Origin of the sequence: Rossellomorea sedimentorum (genome assembly GCF_046237645.1) — a bacterium.
Taxonomy (GTDB): Bacteria; Bacillota; Bacilli; order Bacillales; family Bacillaceae_B; genus Rossellomorea; species Rossellomorea sedimentorum.
This window is the reverse complement of sequence record NZ_CP143546.1, coordinates 3,791,108-3,809,881: the sequence shown is the minus strand read 5'-3', so window position 1 is coordinate 3,809,881 and position 18,774 is coordinate 3,791,108. Positions and strand designations below refer to the sequence as shown.

General features: G+C 45.7%; 17 protein-coding genes. 11 read left to right on the top strand and 6 right to left on the bottom strand.

What is annotated here, in order from left to right:
- Window positions 1–47 precede the first annotated feature (47 nt).
- The 11 genes from V1502_RS18640 to V1502_RS18590 all read left to right on the top strand — a co-directional run bounded on the left by V1502_RS18640 (window position 48) and on the right by V1502_RS18590 (window position 12,764).
- Complete coding sequence (locus V1502_RS18640; RefSeq protein ID WP_409252087.1) at window positions 48–281, top strand: hypothetical protein; 234 nt, start codon at window positions 48–50, stop codon at window positions 279–281.
- Window positions 281–1,771, top strand: coding sequence for a sodium:solute symporter (locus V1502_RS18635; protein WP_409252086.1), 1,491 nt, complete (start codon window positions 281–283; stop codon window positions 1,769–1,771). The genes V1502_RS18640 and V1502_RS18635 overlap by 1 nt, the downstream gene beginning before the upstream one ends.
- Window positions 1,772–1,898: 127 nt before the next feature.
- Window positions 1,899–3,779, top strand: coding sequence for a sigma 54-interacting transcriptional regulator (locus V1502_RS18630; protein ID WP_409252085.1), 1,881 nt, complete (start codon window positions 1,899–1,901; stop codon window positions 3,777–3,779).
- A gap of 168 nt (window positions 3,780–3,947) precedes the next feature.
- Window positions 3,948–4,925, top strand: a complete 978-nt coding sequence (locus V1502_RS18625) for a tetratricopeptide repeat protein (protein ID WP_409252084.1) — start codon at window positions 3,948–3,950, stop codon at window positions 4,923–4,925.
- A 583-nt stretch (window positions 4,926–5,508) separates the two neighbouring features.
- Window positions 5,509–6,207 (top strand): FadR/GntR family transcriptional regulator, encoded by a 699-nt coding sequence (locus tag V1502_RS18620; protein ID WP_409252083.1) that lies wholly within the window; start codon window positions 5,509–5,511, stop codon window positions 6,205–6,207.
- Window positions 6,208–6,298: 91 nt separating this feature from the next.
- Window positions 6,299–7,354, top strand: a complete 1,056-nt coding sequence (locus V1502_RS18615; protein ID WP_409252082.1) for a tartrate dehydrogenase — start codon at window positions 6,299–6,301, stop codon at window positions 7,352–7,354.
- A gap of 15 nt (window positions 7,355–7,369) precedes the next feature.
- Window positions 7,370–8,119, top strand: coding sequence for an SDR family NAD(P)-dependent oxidoreductase (locus V1502_RS18610; protein ID WP_409252081.1), 750 nt, complete (start codon window positions 7,370–7,372; stop codon window positions 8,117–8,119).
- A 157-nt stretch (window positions 8,120–8,276) separates the two neighbouring features.
- Entirely contained in the window at window positions 8,277–8,561 is a 285-nt protein-coding gene (locus tag V1502_RS18605; RefSeq protein ID WP_409252080.1) for a YhdT family protein, read from the top strand.
- Window positions 8,558–10,015, top strand: a complete 1,458-nt coding sequence (gene panF / locus V1502_RS18600) for a sodium/pantothenate symporter (RefSeq protein WP_409252079.1) — start codon at window positions 8,558–8,560, stop codon at window positions 10,013–10,015. The genes V1502_RS18605 and panF overlap by 4 nt, the downstream gene beginning before the upstream one ends.
- A gap of 17 nt (window positions 10,016–10,032) precedes the next feature.
- Complete coding sequence (locus V1502_RS18595; protein WP_409252078.1) at window positions 10,033–11,250, top strand: M20 family metallopeptidase; 1,218 nt, start codon at window positions 10,033–10,035, stop codon at window positions 11,248–11,250.
- Window positions 11,251–11,321: 71 nt separating this feature from the next.
- Window positions 11,322–12,764 carry an aldehyde dehydrogenase family protein gene (locus V1502_RS18590; protein ID WP_409252077.1) on the top strand — a complete coding sequence of 481 codons (1,443 nt, stop codon included), beginning with the start codon at window positions 11,322–11,324 and terminating at the stop codon, window positions 12,762–12,764.
- Window positions 12,765–12,851: 87 nt separating this feature from the next.
- Here the strand turns inward: V1502_RS18590 and V1502_RS18585 are convergent, their stop codons facing one another.
- From V1502_RS18585 to V1502_RS18560, 6 genes are all read right to left on the bottom strand, one after another.
- A complete protein-coding gene (locus tag V1502_RS18585) occupies window positions 12,852–13,580 on the bottom strand; it encodes an amino acid ABC transporter ATP-binding protein (protein WP_409252076.1) in 729 nt (242 codons plus the stop codon).
- Window positions 13,577–14,221: an amino acid ABC transporter permease gene (locus V1502_RS18580; protein WP_409252075.1), complete on the bottom strand. Its 645-nt coding sequence runs from the start codon at window positions 14,219–14,221 to the stop codon at window positions 13,577–13,579. Before V1502_RS18580 ends, V1502_RS18585 begins: the two co-directional genes overlap by 4 nt.
- 66 nt (window positions 14,222–14,287) lie before the next feature.
- Window positions 14,288–15,079: a transporter substrate-binding domain-containing protein gene (locus tag V1502_RS18575; protein WP_409252074.1), complete on the bottom strand. Its 792-nt coding sequence runs from the start codon at window positions 15,077–15,079 to the stop codon at window positions 14,288–14,290.
- Between the two features lie 224 nt (window positions 15,080–15,303).
- Window positions 15,304–16,095: an SDR family oxidoreductase gene (locus V1502_RS18570; RefSeq protein ID WP_409252073.1), complete on the bottom strand. Its 792-nt coding sequence runs from the start codon at window positions 16,093–16,095 to the stop codon at window positions 15,304–15,306.
- Window positions 16,096–18,255: a TRAP transporter permease gene (locus V1502_RS18565; RefSeq protein WP_409252072.1), complete on the bottom strand. Its 2,160-nt coding sequence runs from the start codon at window positions 18,253–18,255 to the stop codon at window positions 16,096–16,098. It abuts the gene before it with no gap.
- Window positions 18,252–18,737, bottom strand: coding sequence for a DUF1850 domain-containing protein (locus V1502_RS18560; RefSeq protein ID WP_409252071.1), 486 nt, complete (start codon window positions 18,735–18,737; stop codon window positions 18,252–18,254). Before V1502_RS18560 ends, V1502_RS18565 begins: the two co-directional genes overlap by 4 nt.
- Between the last annotated feature and the right edge of the window lie 37 nt (window positions 18,738–18,774).

Here is an 18,774-nt window from a genome sequence, read left to right as displayed (position 1 = left end):
TTTAAATAGTCAGAATAAAAAGATTTTTAAAACAAGGGGGAAACACTGTGAAACAGAGGAGAGAACCAATCAAAAGCAAGAAGGTTTGGGCTATTATTATCGGTATTTTCTTATTATCTGTGCCATGGTACTTACCGGCGGGGTCCAGTTATATTATCATGGGAGCTCCGTACTGGGGCTGGATTGTTGTGATTGCTTCGTTGGCGATGTCGGCTTATCTGACGCATGTGTTAAAGCATGAGTGGCAAATAGAAGATGAGGAAGCGGAGGGGGATCTATAATGACAGATTTAGCATTTGGAGGCTGGTCCGGCATTTTTATCATGGCAGTGTATGGTCTGATTATGCTTGGAATCGGGTTTTTCACCTATCTTAAGCATAGAGGGATTCACCAGTCCAACAAAGAGTATTACTTGGGCGGCGGGAAGCTGAGCTTGTTTGTCCTATTCTTCACCTTCTTTGCCACGCAGTACAGTGGAAACACCATTATCGGATATGCGCCCAATGCCTACCGGATAGGCTTCGGCTGGCTGCAATCGATCACGTTTTTCATTTTGATCGTTGTTGGCTATTTGTTATTTGCTCCAAGGCTGTACACAATCAGTAAACGATATTCGTTCATCACTCCTTCTGACTGGTTGGATAAACGATTCAACTCTAAGGCGGTAACGATTTTCGGCTCACTGTTGATGCTTTACGGGCTTGGTAACTACCTGCTTGAACAGCTCGTAGCAATCGGACAGGGTGTAAGCGGTCTTACTGGCGGAACAGTTCCTTACCAGTTAGCAGTTGTTTTCTTTGTTATTATCATGTTGATTTACGGATGGCTCGGCGGAATGCGCTCGGTCGCTTATACGGATACAATGCAGGGGATTGCCTTGCTTGTAGGTGTATTCATCCTTTTGATAGGATCGATCATTTACTTTGGAGGGCTTCCGACTGCGACGAGTTATATGGAAGCGTATTCACCGGAAAAGCTTGGGGTTCCGGAATCAGCCGGCATTGCGAAGTGGTTCAGCTTGTTGATCATCGTGGCGATAGGCGGAGCGATTTATCCTCACGCGATTCAGAGGATTTTTTCTGCAAGCAGTGAAAAAGTACTGAAGAAATCATTAACGCGTATGGTTTGGATGCCGTTCATCACCGCTGGATTCGTTTTTGTCATCGGAATCATCGGAATCAATGCGTTCCCTGGGCTTGAAGTGGGAGAGTCAGAGCAGCTGGTCGGTATGATGGCCAATGCGTTGGCAGCTGAAAATGCCTTTTTCTATTGGGCGATGGTGATTTTATTCGGAGGAATAATAGCGGCGATCATTTCAACAGCCGATTCAGTACTGCTGACTTTCTCGTCCATTATTTCAAAAGATTTATATGGACGCTATATCAGCCCGAATTCTTCAGAGAACAAACAGATCCTTGTCGGGAAGCTTGTGGGTATTGCAGCGGTTGCCGTTTTGCTTATGATTGCCTGGTTCCCACCGGCAACCTTGTATGAAATCTTCGTTTTGAAGTTTGAAGTGCTTGTGCAAGTGGCACCAGCCATTATTCTTGGACTTTATTGGGACCGACTCCATAAGAATGCTGTATTTACAGGAATGGTGGTCGGAACAGTTATTGCCGCTTCGATGACGTTCATGGACATCCGGTTCCTTGGTGTGTTGAGCGGAGTATGGGGTCTTACTGCTAACCTGATTATCTGTGTGATCGGAAGCCTTGTCCTGACTGTTGATGTGAAAGAGAAGGCGGAAACGAAGCAGGTTATTGGATTCTAATATTTTTAAGAAAAAGTCAGTCGTCGTGGCTGGCTTTTTCTTTTGGGAGTGACGGTCTCTCTAAAAAGGATATTGGCCGCCTTTTATCGAAAAAAGAAAGGAGATACGAAACGGGGTGTTGACCGTGATGCAGAAAATAGCATTTATCAGTTATTATCATTTAACGGAGAAGGTACAGAACGTTGTAAGAGAATTGAACAGCTCCATTCCAGTAGAAATCATTGAAGTGGAGCTGGGTGGTTCGGAAGCATTGGCGGAGAGACTTGATGCAGATGAAGAGATAGCTGTCATTGTGTCACCTAAGGGACATGCTGAGTTTATTAAGGAGTTGAAACAAACTCCTCTTGTGATTGTTAATGTGTCGGATACCGATTTTCTTGTAGCGCTCCATAAAGCGGCAGAAGTCTCAAGTGAGGTAGTAATCATGAGGTACGGCAATATTTTTGAAGAGTTCCAGCCATACGACCATTTATTCAACCTGACCATCCACTATGACAGGTATCTTTCTACTGCTGAAGCGGCGGAGAAGGTGCACCAGTGGGTGGGAAAAGGAGTCAAAACAATTATAGGGACCTCTGTCGTATATAAAGAAGCCCTGAAGGCAGGTGCTCACGCTGTCTATTTGTATTCCTCCAATACCTTGAAGGAACAAATTCAGCAGGCCATGGAGATTGTCAAATCCAGAGAACAGGATCAGGCAAAACTGAGATGGATCCAGGCGGCAATCGCCAGTACGAACCAGGCTGTGCTGTCCACCGACCATGAGGGCAGGGTGACGCTGGCTAATGAGCAGGCTTTTACACTATTAGGGTTGGAAAATACAGAGATTCTCAATCGGGATATTAGTGAATTCTTTCCGGGGATTGAAGTTGGACCTGTCCTTAAGAGTGGTCACTCGGTTGAAAACTTTATCGTGGCTGATCGGGAACTAATAGCCAATATTACTCCCATAAAAGTGGAGGAAAGGATTATCGGATCGGTCTTCTTCCTGCAGGAAATGTCCAAGGTCAGCGACGCTGAGACAAAAATCAGAAAGGAGTTGACGAAGAAAGGGCTCGTTGCCAGGTATACATTTGGTAGTATCATCCACCAATCCAATGCAGTTGAATCTGTAATTAAAAGAGCCAAAATCTATGCGGGAACCGACTCCTCGATTTTAATTCAAGGAGAAACGGGAACAGGTAAAGAGCTGTTTGCTCAAAGTATCCATAATGGCAGTCCAAGAAGGGGCCAGCCGTTCGTGGCCATCAATTGCAGTGCACTGCCCGAACAACTGCTTGAGAGTGAACTGTTCGGATATGCAGAAGGAGCCTTTACCGGTGCCAAGAAAGGTGGAAAAAGGGGCCTGTTCGAACTTGCCCACGGAGGAACGATCTTCCTGGATGAGATCGGTGAAATCAGCGAGAGCCTGCAAGCGAGGCTGCTCCGGGTCCTGCAAGAGAAGGAGATTATGAGAGTCGGCGGTGAGACTGTAATCCCGGTTGACGTCAGGATTATCAGTGCCACCAACCGGGATCTTCGTAAGATGGTCGATTCCCGTGTGTTCCGAGAAGATTTGTATTACAGGTTGAACATTCTGGACTTGATTCTGCCGCCATTGAGAGAGCGGGTGGATGATATACCCTTGCTAGTGAATCATTTTATTATGAAAAACAGTCCCTCTTTTGCCGGAGTAGTAGAGAAATATCCGGCGGTTTTGGAAAAGTTGAAGGGACTGCCGTGGAAAGGGAACATCCGGGAACTCGAAAATCTGGTCGAGCGGATGACTGTCATTTATTCACATACGAAAAATGTGGAGATGGTGGAGGAGATTATCGAGCAATGGAAGGTCAGCCAAAACTATGGAGAAGAGATCGTTTCTGTGTCACAGCTGGAGAGCAAAAAGGAACAGTTTGAAAAAGACACTATACTCTCAGTGTTGAACGAAGTCGGTGGTAACAAAGAAAAAGCAGCCGAGAAACTTGGCATCAGCCGGTCGACGTTGTGGCGGAAATTGCAGAAGAGCTAAAAGGACATGAGTCACTCTGTCCTTTTTTTGTTGACGGAAAGGGGGCAACAACCCCTCTTCCATATCACGGGAAACGAACAGGTCTCTATGATAATATAGACTCAAGAGATTTATAGAGAGGATAATAGCTATGCCACAAGCTCAAATCAACCCACATTTGATTATTTTTTGACAGGAGAAGACCTGAATGCCGTTTCGGAATCTCCTACAAATTCAGCGGTGAAAGGAAAATTTATAAAAACCATCCGTGACAACCGCAACTCCATCGATGACTCAACAGGCAATGAGTTCATGGTGACTTGCAAAGTATGCGGAAGAAAGGGTAAATATGATGTTGGACTTGTTGTAGTGAATCCTGATTTTCAGAGGATAGATGAAGATTCGAGGTATATCCAACTGACGGGATACTTCCGCTGCAAGCATTGCAATGCTGCCGGTGAGTGGGAGGATTCTACTGATATCAAGATGCTGGCAGTAACGGCTATGGTAGCACCGGAAATGATGGAAGGCCGGTGCCAAGTCGGAAAGAATGCTTTATATGATGGTACTGTGCATCAATATGCGTCTGATGCTGAGGAGCATCTGTTAACAAAAATTCAAGCTCATCCGGCTGATGCATACTTGTGGAACCGGCTGGGGAATTTGTACCGCTCGGGAGGACGGTCCGAACTGGCGATGGCTGCCTTTGAAAAGTCCATTGCAATCCATCCCGGACAAAGTGAGTCGCATTATTCAATCGCTGACCTTCTGGAGCAGGCTGGAGATTTTGAAAATGCGGCAGTTCATTATCACCAGCTGATGCTTTCGGCTGCTTCTTACAAGGAAGTAAGTGCAGACACGTTAAGGACTCTCCTAGCTTCTTCGCTGCGGGAAATGCTTGTTATCAACCAGCGGACACATGGGGAGATTCCGATTCTGCCTTCTCGTGAACAGTCTAGAGAGAATAATGATAGCTTTGATTCAGAGAAGATGATGAAAGAGTTTGATCATGATGTCTACCTGGATGATCTGCCTTCTTTCTACCCGATAGCGGAAATGATGATGGGCGATCGGAAAAAAGAAATTCCCTTATGGGACCGTAAGTTGAAGCCGGACACTGTGAAGAAAAAGAAGAAACCGAAAAAGAAGAAGCGGAAGAAGAGATAAGGAGAACAAGGCTGGTGTAGGGGCCATGGATTTTGCCGCGTTCTTTTTTCTCGTTTTAGAAGGTGGGAAGAATCGTTTCTCCTCAGAAATTTTGCCCTGACAATGAACAAATCCGCCAACTGTCAAGACTTGATGAAATGGTTGTTGGTATTAGTTAATGGAGTATGAAGAGCCAGTATATTTAAAAAGAGACATCGTTCTTTTGAGAACGATGTCTCTTTTTCGTTTGGGAAGAAATTGATGTCTGCTTTCATACATGAAAAAGAGAGAGGACCCAAATTAAAACGCTTTCATTCTAAACTTCATATGAACTGCATATCATCTACTAATCAACTAATCATATGAGTTAAAAAAGAGGAGATGGATAGAAGGGGAGACTTGAAGGGGACATGGTGAAGATTTAGGGGATTTCTACAGGGCATGTACCCTTATTAAAGAAATGGTGAATAAGGGCTTTGTGAATCTCAATATTCTCGGGAATTAAACGAAGAAACGGTGTTACATGCAAAGCCATTTAAAATAAATATACCAGTTATCCATATAGTGTGTTTAAAATCTAATTTCTGAAAAGGTTGAGATAATTATGAAGAGAGCCAGACAGAGCTTTGCAGATCAAGTAGTTAATGAGTTTCTGGAAGATATCGAGAAAGGGATATTCTCCTATGGAGAGCAGCTGCCGTCACAGGATAAATTGGCAGAGTACTATGAAGTCAGCAGGATTGTGATTAGGGAAGCGTTGAATAAACTCTCTGTTATGGGAATTGTCTATTTTCATCAGGGAAAGGGGACGTACCTTAGATCTTATGATGAAATGACGACACTGCCAACCAAGCTGATGGAGTTGGCGTTCCGCAGTGAGAAAAATATGATTCCTTTATTAGAAGCCAGAAGAATAATAGAAAAAGAAATTTGTATATTAGCGGCTGAACGAAGAAGTGAGGAAGACTGTCAGGTACTTGAAGAATTACTCGAGGCTATGTTCAACAGGGAAAATGAAATAGAAGGATATGCAAAATACGACCTCGAGTTTCATTTAGCTATTGCCAAAGCGGCCCAAAACGATGTCCTGCACAAAATGCTGCATATGATTAAAGATTTGTATTGGAATGACTTAATGACTGTCTTCAAGATTCCGGGTATCTTGGAGAACTCCACGGAATCTCATAAGAGAATCTACCAGGCAATAAAAAATAAGGACGGGCAAAAAGCCGCAGAGGAAATTCAAGCTCACCTGAGAGTGCCCGAAGAAATCATCAAAAAAAATAAAAGCAAAGTGCTTTAGCTTAAGGAGGCTAGTATTCATCAAAAAGGATACGTTGCCCAGCTGATATCAAGTAAAGAGAGATTTTATATTGTTGAAGAAGGAGATTGCGATGGATAAGACGATTGCACTGCTGCCCGGTGACGGGATCGGTCCGGAAGTGATGAAGGAAGCTGTAAAGATCCTGGACTATTTTAGAAGCGAGGGTCTGGCGTTGAGTTGCGAGACGCTGAACTGGAATTCGGACTTCTATTTACAGCATGGAATAATGATGCCTGAAGACGGACTGGAGCAGCTTTCCCGTTTTGATGCCATTTTATTCGGAGCGATAGGGGACAAGAGAGTGCCGGATGAAATCCCGATTTGGGAGCTGATCATGCCCATCCGGAAATCTTTTCAGCAATGTGTGAACTTCAGGCCGGTAAAACTGCTGAAAGGATTAAGCAGTCCGTTAAAAAACGTAGAAAATCTTGATTTTGTCATTATCCGGGAGAATGCTGAAGGAGAGTACTCCAACATCGGAGGCAGGATGTTCAATGGAGAAGACCGTGAACTGGCTGTCCAAAATACGGTCATGACAAGGCAGGGGATATCGCAGGTTGTCCAGTATGCATTCGAATATGCAAAGGAAAATGGCTATGACAAAGTGACAAGCGCAACCAAGTCCAATGCGATCATCCATGTGATGAAATTCTGGGATGAAGTCGCAAAGCAAGTTTCAAATCAGTACGAAGATATTAAATATGAAGAGATTTATATCGATGCTCTTGCTGCCTTTTTTGTCATGAAACCACAATCCTTCCAAGTGGTGGTTTCCTCGAATCTGTTTGGCGACATTTTATCGGATTTGGGATCAGCACTGGTGGGAGGACTTGGAGTAGCACCATCGGCCAATATCAATCCGACCAAAGAGTATCCTTCCATGTTTGAGCCTGTCCATGGATCTGCACCAGATATTGCGGGGAAAGGCATTGCCAATCCGGTCGCTCAGATATGGTCCCTATCGTTGATGCTTGACCACTTGGGCTATAGAGAGGAAAGCCGCCGGGTCATGGATGCCATTGAACAGGTTTTACAGGCTGGGGAAAGCCTGACCCCAGACTTGGGAGGGGAAGGCACAACGGAAGAACTGGGGAATGCTATTCTGGCTTACTTGAGAAAGACATAAAAAGGGGATGGAAAGATGACGGTGAAATCGAAAAGAATTGTCGTGGTCGGTGCTGGAGGGGGAATGGGAAGAGAAGTTGTTCATCAATTATTGGAGGCCGGTGCCAGGGTTGTCGGTTGTGATGTGAATGTGTCCTTTTTAGAGAAGTTTAGTGATCATAAAAATTTTCTGGCCATCCAAGGGGATTTTACGAAAGAGGAAGAAGTTGTTTCTTCATTCCAAAAGGCAGTTGATCGTCTAGGGAGGCTGGATGGACTGGTGAATGTGGCTGGGATAGGGGTACCTGCCACACCAGTCGAGGAGGTCAGTTTAAGCACCTACCATAAAGTGATGGATATCAATTTCCTGATGGTCTTCCTGACCTGCAGGGAAGCTGCGAAACATATGAAACCGAATAAAGGCGGCTCCATCGTGAATGTCGGCTCGGTTTCCACTACCCGTCCCCGTCCTGGGTTGGGGGTATATGTAGCATCAAAAGGAGCGGTGGAATCCTTCAGTAAGTCCATTGCGTTGGAGCTGGCAGAACATAGAATCAGAGTCAACACGTTGCATCCGGGCCCCTCCGATACAAATCTATTAAAACAGCTGACAGGAGAAGGACATGATATTGAAGAAGTAAAAGAGAATGTGTACCGAAAAAGCGTCCCTCTTGGAAGCCTTATTGACCCAGTAGATATTGCTTATTCTATCAAGCATCTGTTATCGGATGAATCACGGGCTATTACAGGTGCAGTGCTGCATGTGGATGGGGGGAGGAGTATCTAGCAGGAGAGACTTCAGTAAGAAGAGAAATTGCTAGAGGATTGGTTTATAAAAAAGTTTGAAAAGAGACCCCAGACATTATGATAAGGAGTGTCTGATTTACAGGGGCTCTATTCATATATATTTAAACTATTTAATTTGACAGGCGGGAGTGAGAGAGATGAAAAAGAACCTGGAAAAGCAAGATTACCGGTTCAAGATTGCCAACCGCGAAGCGTTAATCGGGGTTGGGCTGGCTGTATTTAATTTTATTTGGTGGTTCGCGTTTGCCTATGGCCTTGGCAGCGGATCACCCGAAGAATACACCTATGTATTCGGGCTGCCAGCCTGGTTTTTTTACAGCTGTGTAGTCGGCTTTATTGTGATGGTCATCCTTGTGGTGCTTGTCGTAAAGTTTTGGTTTGTCGATGTGCCGTTCGATGAAGATGGGGGTGAGAAGTCATGAACTGGGGAGTCATCATTCCGTTATTTATCTTTTTGATTGTCATCTTTTTCATAGGCTTTTATGCCAGCAAGTCATTGAAGACAACGACACAGGAGTCTTTCTTGCAGGAGTACTTCCTTGGCGGACGCCAGCTTGGAGGATTCATCCTCGCCATGACGATGATTGCCACTTACGGAAGCGCAAGCAGTTTCATCGGCGGTCCTGGTGTCGCATATACACAGGGATTTGGGTGGGTGCTCCTGGCGATGTCCCAAGTGGTGACGGGTTATTTTGTCCTGATGATTTTAGGTAAGAAGTTTGCCATCATGGCCCGAAAATACAACGCAGTCACGTTGATTGACTTCCTGAAGGAACGTTATCAGAGCAAGTGGGTTGTGTTGACGGCTGCTTTCAGTATCATTGTCTTCCTGTTCTCAGCGATGGCTGCCCAGTGGGTCGGTGGTGCGAGATTAATTGAATCCCTGACAGGAATGAATTACACGACAGCTTTATTCATCTTTGCGGTTTCTGTCCTTGTTTACGTCATCATCGGCGGATTCAGGGCGGTTGCGTTGACGGATGCGGTCCAAGGAGTTGTCATGTTTGGCGGAACGCTGATTCTGTTGATTGCGACTATCATTGCAGGAGGCGGAATCTCGAATATCATGGCTGATCTTACAGCAGAGAACCCTAACTTGGTAACCCCTTATGGAGCAGGTGCCACACTTAGTCCACTCTATGTTTCTTCTTTCTGGATTCTTGTCGGTGTTGCAGTTGTCGGTTTGCCTCAAGTGACGGTCCGCGCCATGTCCTATAAAAATTCTCGCTCGATGCACCGGGCCCTCATCATTGGGACGATTGTCGTCGGATTCATCATGTTGAACATGCACTTGATTGGTGTTTTTGCCCGGTCGATCATTCCGGGAATTGAAGTCGGAGATAAAGTGATGCCGATGATTGCGCTGGAAGTACTGCCGGCTTGGCTCGCAGGGGTTGTATTGGCCGCACCGATGGCAGCCATCATGTCGACGGTAGACTCTTTGCTGTTGCTAGTCAGTTCAGCGGTAGTGAAGGATGTTTACCTGAACTACATTAAACCGGAAGCGTCGAATGATACTGTCAAAAAACTAAGCTTCAGTGTCACGGCTGTTCTCGGTGTCCTCGTATTCCTGATGGCTTTGAATCCGCCGGACCTGCTTATCTGGCTGAACCTATTTGCATTCGGAGGACTTGAGGCGACCTTCATCTGGCCGGTTGTTCTCGGCCTGTATTGGAAGGCGGGCAACAAGTACGGAGCACTCTCTTCCATGTTGGTCGGCATCGGATCGTACATTATCGTCGATCAATATTTTCCTAACCTCTTTGGTGTGCATAATGTCGTGTTCCCAATCGTACTTTCCTTCATTGCCTTCATAGCAGTGAGTTTATTGACGAAATCTTATAATGCGAATAATACAATAGCCCAAGAACTTTAAAAGGAGTGCTTGAATAGATGACAGAAACTCATACACAGACAAGGTTTATCCGTGATCGTGAAGAGGTGATTTCTCTAACGCAGAAGCTGGTCCAGATCCCGAGCGTCTATCGGCCTGGTGTAGAAGGCGGAAATGAAGAAAAAGTCGCTCACTTTGTTGCGGATTATCTAAGAGGTTTGGGGATTGAGGTTCATGTTGAGGAAGTGGAGCCAGGAAGGCCGAATGTCATCGGCATTGTTGACTCCGGAAAGCCAGGGAAGACCCTGCTGTTCGAGGGGCATACAGATGTAGTGACCGAAGGAGATCGGGATTCTTGGACGCATGACCCATTCAGCGCCAGCATTATTGATGGCAGGATGTATGGCAGGGGAACAAATGACACGAAAGGGAATCTGTCCTGTATGATTACAGCTGTCCATTCTCTTTTACAAGATGAAGAGGAGTGGTCGGGCAAAATCATTCTTTGTATCCCCTGTGACGAAGAAGGCATGATGATCGGTATCAAGCATTTTATAAACCAGGGGTGGGCAGATGATGTTCACGGCGCCATCATTTGCGAACCGGAGGAAAATCAAGTGTGCATTAATCAGCGTGGTGCCATGCGCATTGTATTGAAGACGTATGGAAAAATGGCTCATGGGGCGATTTCCTGGAGCGGCATCAATCCGAACTGGCGGATGGCGAAAGTGATATGTGAGCTGGAAAAGCTGGAAAAAAGGGAGCAGGAACGACTGGGGAAACATCCGACACTGGGCTGGCCGAGTATCACCCCGACAATTCTTCAGGCCCCTGTAAAAGGAGATGCCCAGATCAATGTCATCCCAGATCAATGTATGACAACATTGGATGTAAGGACAGTACCTGGGCAAAATCATGAAGTCTTGCAACAGGAAATCCAGCAAATCTTTGAACGGCTGGCGAAGGATGATCCGGATTTCAAAGCGGATTTTGAAGTGATCGAGGACCGCCCATGGACGGATACGGATAAAGAAGATCCTGTAGTGAAAGCAGTGGCCAAAGCTGTAAAAACGGTCCTGAAAAAGGAACCGATATACAATGGTGTTCCCGGTGCGACAGACGGAACCTTCCTTCATGTCGCCGGTGTCCCGATTGTCACGATTGGAGCGGGAGACCGCGAAGTACCGCACCAAATTGATGAGTATGTCGATATAGATGAGTTGGCAGAAACGACGGAGATTTTCCGGCAGGCGGCACTTAACTTTTTAAATGATTAGGAGGAGGCAGGCGGGGAACGGCACTTTTCCGCCTGCTTGTTCTTTGAAGAATATGATTGGGGGATGGTCTGATGAAAGAGCTCAGTATGTATATAAACGGGGAATGGGTGCAGAGCAGGTCCGGTGAATCAATAACCTTTTATGACCCTGCGGATCAGTCCGTCATAGGAACAATACCACGAGGCGGGAAGGAAGATGTAGAGGATGCAGTGAAAGCTGCCCGTTCAGCCTTTGAGAGTGAGGGATGGAGAAAGGTCAAGCCTCATGAGCGGGGGTACATCCTCCTGGAGATGGCGAATAAAATCCGTCAGCATAGGGAGGAATTAGCCGAACTGGAAACAGCGGATGTCGGGAAGCCGCTTTCACAGGCTTATGCCGATGTGGAAGCGGCCGCGCGCTATTTTGAATTTTATGCGGGCGCAGCCGACAAGGTGATGGGGGAAACGATTCCGATAGAAGACGGCATCCTCGATTTTACCGTCAGGGAGCCGATCGGCGTGACAGCTCATATCATTCCATGGAATTATCCGATCCAGATTACCTCCCGAAGCACAGCGGCTGCAATTGCTACAGGAAATACCGTTGTGGTGAAAACAGCGGAAGATACACCTTCAAGTGCATTGAAGCTCGCTGAACTTTTTGATGAGACCGTTCTTCCGAAAGGGGTATTTAATGTGGTCACCGGTTACGGCTATGAAGCGGGTCAGGCTTTATCCTCTCATCCCGATATCAACCATATTACGTTTACAGGTTCCGTTCAGACAGGAAAGATGGTGATGAAATCGGCTGCCGAAAACATCGTTCCTGTCACACTCGAGCTTGGAGGGAAGTCTCCGAACATCGTTTTCCGTGACTGTGATGAAGAAAATACGCTTGAATGGGTTATAAAATCCATCATTCAAAACGCCGGCCAAACATGCTCAGCAGGGTCCAGGTTGTTGATTGAAGCTTCTTATAAGGAACGTTTTGTTTCTTTATTAAAAGAACGATTTGAAAAAATCGAAATTGGACCAGGTAGCAGTGATCCTGAGCTAGGTCCGATTTTGTCCCAAAACCAATTTGACCGGGTGATGGCTTTTGTTCATCAAGCCAGACAAGAAGGCAAAGTCGTTACAGGGGGTGAACGGGTGGAGATCACTGGATTTGAAGGAGGCTTCTATTTGGGACCGACAATCATCGATAAAGTTTCTCCTGACAGCTCCATTGCGCAAGAGGAGATTTTCGGTCCTGTCCTCTCTGTATTCACCTTTAAAACGGAAGAAGAAGCAGTTGAGCTGGCGAACGGGACAGAGTACGGCTTGGTGACCGGTATCTGGACACAGGATATTGGAAAAGCCCACCGTTTGGCGGACCGTGTGCGCTCGGGCCAGGTGTTCATCAATAACTATGGGGCAGGCGGAGGCATTCAGATGCCATTCGGCGGTTACAAAAAGAGCGGATTTGGCAGAGAAAAGGGATTGGTCGCCTTGAAGAATTATACCCAATTGAAGAATGTGGCGGTTAAGTATAGATGATTAGATAATGGAGAGCCTATTCCATGAATTGAAAAAGCAGCATCAACCCTGTTGGCTGATGCTGCTTGGTAGAATAGAAACCTTTTCCTACAAAACTTTCCCAAGAAAAGCCTTCGTCCGTTCATTTTGAGGATTCCCAAAGAGTTCACTTGGTACATTTTCTTCCACGATATACCCGCCATCCATAAAGATGACCCGGTCCCCGACTTCACGGGCAAAGCCCATTTCGTGAGTTACAACGACCATCGTCATTCCTTCTCTTGCAAGGTCTTTCATAACCTCAAGAACCTCACCGATCATTTCAGGGTCCAAGGCAGACGTTGGTTCATCAAACAGCATGACTTTTGGTTCCATGGCAAGTGCCCTTGCGATAGCGACACGCTGTTTTTGGCCGCCGGATAGTTCTCCCGGATAACTTTCTGCCTTCGCCTCAAGTCCTACTTTTCTCAGAAGCTCCAATGCTTTTTGCTTGGCAGCTTCCTTATCGACACCCTTTGTTTTCATCGGAGCCAATGTAATATTTTGCAGTACTGTTTTGTGTGGAAAGAGGTTGAAGTGCTGAAACACCATCCCTGTTTCCTGACGAATTTTGTTAATGTTGATTTTGGGGTCGGTGATGTCGTTTCCATTGACGATGACTTGTCCCGCTGTGATTTCCTCGAGTTTATTTAAGCATCTCAGGAAAGTACTTTTTCCTGATCCGGAAGGTCCTACGACACAGACCACTTCTTTTTCTTTAACATCAGTACTTATATCTTTTAAAACTTCTAAATCGCCGAACGATTTTTTCAGGTTCTTCACTTGTATGACACTCATCGCAGTTCATATCTCCTTTCTACGAAGTCGCCAAGTTTTGTAAGAAGGTAAATCAGGATGAAATACATTAGTGCCACAGCTCCCCAAATTTTAAAGGCTTCAAAAGTTGCAGATACTGCCGTCTGTCCTCTTTGTGTGAGCTCTGCAACGCTGATAACGGAAAGTAGTGAAGTATCTTTTAAACTAATGATTGCCTGGTTTACAAAGGCTGGCAGCATCCTTCTTAATGCCTGTGGCAGAATGATATAGCGCATTGTCTGTCCACTCGATAGTCCCAAGGTCCTTGCTGCTTCTGTCTGGCCTTTATCAATAGACTGAATTCCTGCACGGACGATTTCTGCAATATAGGCCCCTGCGTTGATGGCAATCCCGATAATACCTGCGTTGATTGGTTGTAAAGAAATAAAATCCAGTGAATTCAAGCCAAAATAAATAAAGAATAACTGAACCAGGAAGGGTGTTCCGCGAACGAAGTTAATGAACCAAAGGGCCACCCACTTTAAAGGTGCAATGGGTGATAAGCGTAAGAGTGCTATAATCAATCCAATGATAAATCCAAAAAACAATCCTACGGCTGTTATATAAACCGTGAGCTGAAGACCGTCCAATAACATCGGTAGTATTTCTATTATGACATCCATGGCGTTTCTCCTTTCATGCTGTAAAATTCAAAAAAGACAGCGCGCAGCAGGGCGCGCTGTGTAGCTTCACTCTCCCAGGTAGCGGTTCAGGATTTCATCATATTTACCGCTGTCCTTGAGTTTTTGAAGGCCGCTGTTGATTTTTTCGAGAAGTTCCTTGTTCTCTCCTTTTAATACGGCGATTCCATACTGGTCACCGTTCAGGCGTTCTCCGACGGTTTTTAACCCAAGATCTTTTGTTTTAATTTGATAAGCGATTACCGGATAATCTTCAATGAGAACGTCAGCATTTCCGTTAGCAACTTCCTGGAACATGGACGGACTGTCATTGAATTGGCGGATTTCTTTTATACCGACTTCTTCTTTTAATTCTTCAGCTTTAGCAGCACCGGTTGTCCCATTCTTAACGGCGACAATCTTACCTTCTAAATCTTCTACCGTTGTAATGTCGTTGTTATCTTCTGACACGACAAGAATTAACCCTGCGTCAAAATAAGGATCAGAAAAATCCACTTTCTTTTTTCTTTCATCAGTAATACTCATACCCGCGATGGCTACATCAAGCTGATCCGCTTGAAGGGCAGGGATGATTCCGCCGAAGTCCATTGGTTTTAATTCAATATTAAATCCTTCTTCTTCTGCAATCGCATTGATTAGATCAATATCAATCCCTTTATATTCGCCGCCCTGTTCAAACTCGAAAGGTGGATAAGTCGTGTCGGTACCGACAGTGTATGTAGTGCCCCCATTATCGCCAGTGCTTCCTTCATCTCCTCCGTCAGATGCATTGTTCGTCCCGCACGCAGCAAGGATAAGCATTAGAGCCGTTAAAAAACTCAATAATTTAAATTTCTTCATCAAACCCCTCCAGTAAATTAATATATTATTCAGTACATTAACAATGTTACCAAAACATCGCAGTCAATTTCAAGAAAAGACTCTTTATCACGCTAAAGCGCTAAGAGGAACTGTCCCTCTTAGCGCTTTAGCGTGATAAAGGGTGTGGGGGCAGGCAATTGAACTGCACCATGTCTCTCCTCCAAAAAAGGACCCCCCTCAAGCTTGAGGGGGGTCCTTTTTGGTTATAGTGCTTTCACCATGCCGCCGTCGACGAGCAGGGATTGGCCGGTGAGGTAGGTATTTGCGTCAGAGGCTAGGAAGACAAGAACCTTGGCGAATTCTTCCGGCTCCCCATATCTGCCGAGTGGTATGGATGTTTCGCTTTTGGTCCTAAATTCCTCAGCGGGTATACCGAGTTTGCTGGCGTTGATCTGGTCAAGTTCGGCGACCCGGTCTGTGGCGATACGTCCAGGACCTACTGTATTAATCAAGATATTGTCTGGAGCCAGTTCCGAAGATAAACTTTTGGCAAGTCCCACAACCCCTGAGCGGAAGGTATTGGAAAGAATTAGTCCATCGATTGCCTGCTTGGTAGAGGAGGAGGCGATGTTCAAAATTCTTCCTTTTTTATTTTTTCTCATATAGGGAAGGGCCTCCCGGATGGTACGGATATAGCTCAGTAAGTTTAATTTAAACGAATACTCCCAATCCTCATCAGAGAAAGAGTCGAACCCCCCGGCTGGAGGGCCGCCGGTGTTATTGATGAGGATATCTACTCCGCCCATCCATTCCTCAGCGGTCTGGAAGAGGGCTTTTATATCATTGCCATTTATCATATTGCAAACTCGGTAGTGAATATTACCGTTTCCGGTTATTTGCCGGATTGTACTCACCGCCTGTTGCAGTTCTTCTTCATTCCGGCTGGAGAGGAGGACTTTGGAGCCTTCTTTGGCAAACTCCAAAGCCGCTGCAAATCCAAGTCCTTTGCTCGAGGCAGTGACAACAACTCTCTTATCTTTTAAGCCAAGATTCATTTACAGCACCCTTTCTTTAGGAATATTGGCTGCCGCAGGCTTTTTGAAACTCCAGACCAAAATCAGAACAAAGACAGCGAGTCCAATGAGGTCGGTGACCCATCCCGGAAAGATAAGCAGGAAGGCTGCGATTGCGCTGATCAGTCGGTAAGACATTGGGATTACCCTTGTGAAATAGCCTTCAATTGCAACGGAAAGAAGGAAAACACCGATGACGGACGTAATGGTGATTATTAATATGTTCACCACTGTAGCATCAAGCATGAGCATTTCCTTTGAGAACACAAACATGAAAGGGACGATGAAGCCGGCAATCGCCAGTTTCATGGCTTGGAAACCAGTCTTATTCGGATCTCCTCCACTAATTCCTGCTCCGGCAAAAGCAGCAAGGGCTACAGGAGGTGTTATATTTGCAAAGATTCCAAAGTAGAACACAAACATATGAGCTACAAAGATGGCCGTTTCTGAAGAGCCCGCCAATTCACGGAACAGTGGGAGCTGCAACAGAATCGGTGCCGCCATGGTACTCGTAATAATGTAGGTCGGAATGCTTGGCAGACCCATTCCCAGAACAATGGAGGTTACCATCGTCAGCAACAGGGTGATCATAAGCTGAAGCAGCGGACTGTCAATAGTTGCTCCGATACCGACAATACTGTTGGCAAGCTCCAATGCCACACCGGTCAAGGATGCTACTCCAACGACAATTCCTACAGCGGCACAGGCGATGGCGACTGGGATTGTCGTTTTGGCACCTTCCTCCAGCGCCTGGACACATTCAGTGATCCCGATTTCTTCCGCCTCATACTTCATTGTTTTTCTTGCCAGATTAATGGCAAGCGGGAGGATGACGATCAGCAGCAGTTCCCACCATCCGCTTTTTAATGGAGGGATGCTCTCACCGCTGAATATTCCTGTGATTTGAGGCTGAAAGATGAAAAACAAGCCAAGAGCTGATGACAATGCCAACATCTTTTTCGAGCCTGAAATGATAACAGTCGCCAGGATAGACCAGAAAGCGGCATAGAATGGTGTTTTTCCTGAGAACAGCAGATAAAGCAGTGTAAGCATCGGGATAATCAGGTGTCCCCTTTCAGCAAGGACTTCCTTTACCGATGGTAATTCTGACTTAGGCACACTTTCCAAGCCTCGTTTGGATGCGCGGAAGTGAACCTGAAAAAGGATTCCGACATAGAAAAGCAGAGCGGGGATAATTCCGGCCAGAATGATTTTCGTATAAGGAACATTCAGGTTTTCCGCCATGATGAACGCCGCGGCTCCCATGATTGGCGGGAGGATTTGCCCACCCACACTGGCAGCTGATTCCACAGCACCGGCAAACTCTTTTTTATATCCGATTTTTTTCATCAACGGAATCGTAAAGGCACCGGTTGTCACGACGTTTGCGACGGCTGAACCGTTAATGGAGCCGAGAAAGCCGCTCGCGATGACTGCCACTTTTGCAGGCCCTCCCTTGGAACTTCCGGCAATGGCCAGTGCAAGGTCGTTAAAAAGTTTGCCCATACCTGACCGGCTCAAAAAGGCACCAAACAAGATGAACAGAATGATGTAACTAGCTGATACGGCAATGGCTGTTCCGAGAATTCCTTCCGTAATGTAGACCAGCTGGGAAATCATTTTTTTACTTACGGTCATCACTAGCTGAGGATTCAGGACAGGGTAGATGGAGAGTTTTACCCAGAATCCGTATGCAAGGAACCCCAGTGCAAGCAACGTTAATCCCCATCCTGTAATACGGCGGGTTAAATCAATGAGCAGGACGATGATCATGATCCCGACATAGAAATCCATATTGTTGATTTGCCCGCCTGCCTGGGTGATTCGTTCGGCTGTCATCAACATATAGATCCCTGCAAAAATGGATAATCCGCTTAGAACATAGTCATAGAAGGGAACGGCTTTTCCTTTCTTTTTGCTTAAAAAAGGATAAAGCAGGAATCCCAGCGCCATTAATCCATATAAGTGGATGCTTCGCTGTTTAACATCAACGAGAGCTCCAGCATAGGAAGTATATAAGTGAAAAAGAGCGATGCCGGCGGCCATCACTGTCATGATGATGGCGATCACTTTGGGGAACTGGGCCCTCGTGTTTCCTTCGCGGTCCAGTTCTTCAATGTTCAATTTTTTTGTTTTAGTCATAGATTTTCACCTCGCGTAGCAATAATAAGAGAAAAAAGGTATTCATAGATTGGCATTTTTGTTGTATATAGGTCATAGGATTGCTGCGGTGAGAGAGACAGGTGTTCTTCCTTGATAAATAAGCGGTGATTCGTCTCCTTGCCCGTTTGAAATTGCAGCGAATCTCCGATGGGTTGATGAATGTTTGTCATGTAGACCCAGCCGTCTTTAATGAACGTTTCTTCTCCTGCGTTATCCGGGACGCCGGCTCCAAAGGTTTTGAATCTTGTTGATTGAAGAAGGATGTTCTCATCTTCAACTTGGAAAAATTCCTCCCAATCTTCTTTTTCAACAGAATGGGTCCAGCGGAGGGAGAAGGTTACAGATTTATAATAGGGTTCAATTTTAACGGTTTTCTCAAGATCGGCGAGAACGAGGACATGAACCGGCAGTAATAAAAGCAGGAAGAATGCGAAAAGGCTGTACAGGAATGTCTTTTTCATAGATTAAAAGGGCACCAAGCTTGATGCCCTTCTATTG